The organism is Spiroplasma endosymbiont of Lariophagus distinguendus (assembly GCF_023846195.1).
Lineage (GTDB): Bacteria > Bacillota_I > Bacilli_A > Mycoplasmatales > VBWQ01 > Spiroplasma_E.
Genome location: NZ_JALMUW010000162.1, coordinates 1 through 666, shown reverse-complemented (window position 1 = coordinate 666; position 666 = coordinate 1). Strand labels below are relative to the sequence as shown.

Below are 666 nucleotides of genomic sequence, written 5' to 3'. Positions count from 1 at the left end.
TAAGGAGTAAATAATGACAAAAGAAATTGAAGAAAAAATTATTGAATTTACTAATGAAATAAGTAATAAATTAGATACTAATGAACAAGAAGTATTAAATAAAATTATTAATAATTATATAAATTTAAGTCAAACTTTAAATCAAATAACAAAGAAACATAAGGAAAAACATAAATAATGACATTTTGATATTGATTTACACATTGATTTTATTTAAGTAGATGAGAATTAATGAATGTACCAATATGATATGAAATAGTTGCTAGTTTAATAATAATTGGCATAATTGGTTTAATTTTAGTAATTATTGGTATTGGATATTTAATTTATGAAAAAATAACTAATTAAATTATACATATTTAGTAAATATTTATGATATAAAAATAATATAAACTTAATATAAGTTTTTTAACTCATTGCTTTATTTTAAAGTAAATGAGTTTTTATTTTGAAAGGAGAAAAAATGATTATAGAATTTTTAATCGCAGAAGAAAAAATCAAAGAAGAATTAGATAAAATAATTACTAATAAAAACCAATTTACTTCAGAAGTTATTAAAGAAAAAATTGAAGTTATTAAAGAAAAACTTAAAACATTAGATAAAAAAATTGAAAAAGAAATAAAAGTTAGTAAATTTAAAAAAATTATTTATTCAATATTCAAAAT

At 16.2% G+C, this 666-nt stretch carries 3 protein-coding genes; all 3 read left to right on the top strand.

The window, feature by feature from the left end; all coding sequences use genetic code 4:
* The first annotated feature begins 13 nt into the window (after window positions 1-13).
* Complete coding sequence (locus tag M0D11_RS06315) at window positions 14-178, top strand: hypothetical protein (RefSeq protein WP_252321117.1); 165 nt, start codon at window positions 14-16, stop codon at window positions 176-178.
* On the top strand, window positions 178-348 hold the full coding sequence (locus M0D11_RS06310) for a hypothetical protein (RefSeq protein WP_252321115.1): 171 nt from the start codon (window positions 178-180) through the stop codon (window positions 346-348). Before M0D11_RS06315 ends, M0D11_RS06310 begins: the two co-directional genes overlap by 1 nt.
* Window positions 349-463: 115 nt before the next feature.
* A partial coding sequence (locus M0D11_RS06305) for a hypothetical protein (protein ID WP_252321113.1) occupies window positions 464-666 on the top strand: 203 nt, incomplete at its 3' end.